Here is a 2,912-nt window from a genome sequence, read left to right on the forward strand (position 1 = left end):
ATTATATGCTGAGTATGAAGAGATCRACGAGTTGGCGTTGTTTGTTGAAGAGGATTTTATCTCAGGGGTTGATCGAACCAAAAACGTTATATCAAAAATGCTCGTAATAAAACCAGATATTTTAGATTTTACTAAGGTACAAAGTCATTTTTATTCTCTATGGGCTTATGTTTACCTAACAAATAAAAGTGAAGCTGATGACTTGGTTTCGTTGGCGGAAAACTACACTGCTTTCATGTTGGCGGTAAACTCAATCGTAGCAGATAATCAAGCGAATATAACAGCACTGGCGGGAAGCCCTATTTTAGAATACGCGACGCAGTATGCGTATAATTCTAGAGGAGCAAGTACTGACCTCGCTCCGCGTACCAAACGACACGCAGCGCTATTGCATGCTTTCGGAGATGCTGGAGCAGTCGAATATGAAAATAGTTAAAAATATTCGAGATTTGTATTCAGGTTGTATGCCTCGATACAGGCTGCTAGAAAATGAAGTCAATCAGATACTTAAGCCTTTGGTAGAAAATGAGGGTTGGTTTTTCTTTTCCAGAGTAAAGGGCTTGGAAAGCTTTGCGCTTAAGATTGAGACCGGCCGAGTTTCATCCCCAGATTCCATGGAGGATTTTTTTGGTTGTACTGTTGTAGTTCCAACGTTAGGTCATATAGAGCAGGCCGAGCTTTTGATTCTCAACAATTACGATCTTAAATATCGGAGGCCAGAGAACGATGTGACGACACATAAAGCCCCGTCTAACTTCACGTTCGACGATTTGCGTGTTTATGTAGAAAGACGTCCGCTCATTAGTGGTCGGGATCCTGAACTTGTTGGTATGTTATTTGAAATTCAAATAAAGACAGTGTTACAGCATGCCTGGACCGTGGCAACACATGATTTGATATATAAAAGCAATACAGTGAATTGGCCGTTGGAACGTATAGCGTTTCAGGTAAAAGCAATGCTTGAACATGCGGAAGTTGCTATCTCCGAGGCTAACAGATTGGCGGATGCACCCGCTGTTGCTAAGAGAGACAAAAATACAATTGGCATGCTAACGTTAATAGAGCAAATCAAAAGAATTTGGTCGGCGGAACGATTGCCTACAGATGTAAAGCGACTTGCCGATACAATTTACGCGCTTTTACAAGCATGTGATTTGATGCCGGAGGATTTTCAGGATCTGATCATGAATGAAAAATTAAGGATTGGTGTTCTGCCTACTGATCTTTCTCCGTATGCGATGACTGTGCAGGCATTAGCTAATAAAGTTGRGCTAGATCTAAGCCATAAAATCAGTCGAAGGCATATTCGGACGAAGTTAGTAATACACGCTGGTATGGATTTGCCTAAATGGATGCGTATAGCGCAACCTAAAATCGTAGATTTGGGCTAAAAAGGGGGGCGGGCGGACACCAGTGGCGCAGGCTGTTGAACTAGGTCTGTAATTCGACGAAACCATGCGCTCGACTGGCGCTTTAGTCCCGTTGAAGCGATTATAAATGGTATCTGGCAGGTGTCCTGTGGATCAGATACAGCCACAGCTCGACACAAACTGATACCGAGGACAGCGTGGCCGCCAAATCGGCAATGGATGCATTCGAAGCCGCCTGTAAGGAATCTACGCAGGCTCATCCTCTCGCCCCCGGAGATATCGTTTTGGTCAACAACAGAATTTGCCTTCATGGCCGATCTGAGGTTGGTGAGGAGTATGGAGCGAAGTCCCGTTGGCTGCTCCGCATCTATGGCTTGGAAACCACCAGCCTTGAGCCATCCCAATGGCAGTCAGGTAGAACGCATATTCTTTTTCCATAAGTGATTGTGGCGGGTGCGTTGGGGTGAAATAGGTTTAAACCTATTTCAGGGCTAGACATTCATGGGCGGCCAGGAAGTGGATGGCATGCCTCTGTGTTAGCAAATATTCCCACCTTATTGGATGAGCGCGACACACTTTGCTTGTTGCTGTATGTTTGTACAGTTATCGCACCCCTGTTATCTGCCCGAGGGGTGTACACACAAGCTTTCAGCAAATTGATTCATATCGGCATTTGCTTGGTGAGGTAAAGCGCCAGGTTATGAGCGCCATCGGGTAGAATCCGGCCCAACAGAGAGGAGGGGAATATGGCAAAAGGCGCGCAGGCCTCAGCAGCATTGCTTGAGGCGCACCATGCGGCAGAAACGGCTAATCAGGCGTTGGCTTCCGCAAAAGCCATGGCGCGAGCGTTTGTCAGCACTTTTCCAGAGTCGCTCCAGCTCGCTGTCGCCCGCTCGTTTGGCTCCTTGCTAGTCAAAWTTTGGTGGGAATCCCTGGCTGGTAGCATTTGCGAACTGACAGAGCTGCGGGAACAGATCGAGGCATTCGAAACGGTAGACCTTCCAGAGACGGCTGTCTCGCTCGCGGAGGCAATCGGAAAAACTGCCGCAAGGTTTGATACGGAAACCGCAGCTTACGAAATCGGCCTGATTTACACAGGCATGCTCCCCTCGGAGCATAGAAGCAACTACGGAATATTTTATACTCCCCCAGCTCTCACCGAACGGTTAATCGACCTGGCATCTGCCTCAGGCCTAAACTGGGAATCCTGTCGCGTACTCGATCCTGCCTGCGGGGGAGGAGCTTTTTTAGCGCCAATTGCAGCGCGAATAATAAATAGTCTAAAAAACTGTAGTCCGAAGATCACAATCAGAAGTATAGCTAGTCGGCTGCGGGGTTACGAAATAGATCCGTTTGCCGCCTGGCTCAGTCAGGTCACTTTAGACGCGGTCGTGCTACCGGTAACTAGATTGGCAGGTACTCGTCTGCCTGTAGTTGTGACGGTCTGTGACTCCCTACGCAAGGTCGAATCAGTTGAACCATTTGACCTTGTAATTGGAAATCCGCCATATGGTAAGGCGAAGCTTGATCCAGAAATTCGAG

Annotated in this window: 4 protein-coding genes; all 4 read left to right on the forward strand. The window is 47.2% G+C overall.

Annotation, left to right across the window (positions count from 1 at the left end):
- Positions 1-436 (forward strand): hypothetical protein (locus tag AC1DVH_RS28905; protein ID WP_477756657.1); only part of this gene is annotated, 436 nt, incomplete at its 5' end.
- Entirely contained in the window at positions 423-1,391 is a 969-nt protein-coding gene (locus AC1DVH_RS28910; RefSeq protein ID WP_477756658.1) for a hypothetical protein, read from the forward strand. The genes AC1DVH_RS28905 and AC1DVH_RS28910, both read left to right, overlap by 14 nt.
- 176 nt (positions 1,392-1,567) lie before the next feature.
- Positions 1,568-1,810 (forward strand): TauD/TfdA family dioxygenase, encoded by a 243-nt coding sequence (locus AC1DVH_RS28915; RefSeq protein WP_477756659.1) that lies wholly within the window; start codon positions 1,568-1,570, stop codon positions 1,808-1,810.
- A 306-nt stretch (positions 1,811-2,116) separates the two neighbouring features.
- Positions 2,117-2,912: N-6 DNA methylase (locus AC1DVH_RS28920; protein WP_477756660.1), on the forward strand; the 796-nt coding region annotated here is incomplete at its 3' end.

It is taken from the genome of Pseudomonas sp. P4_C3 (genome assembly GCF_056402075.1).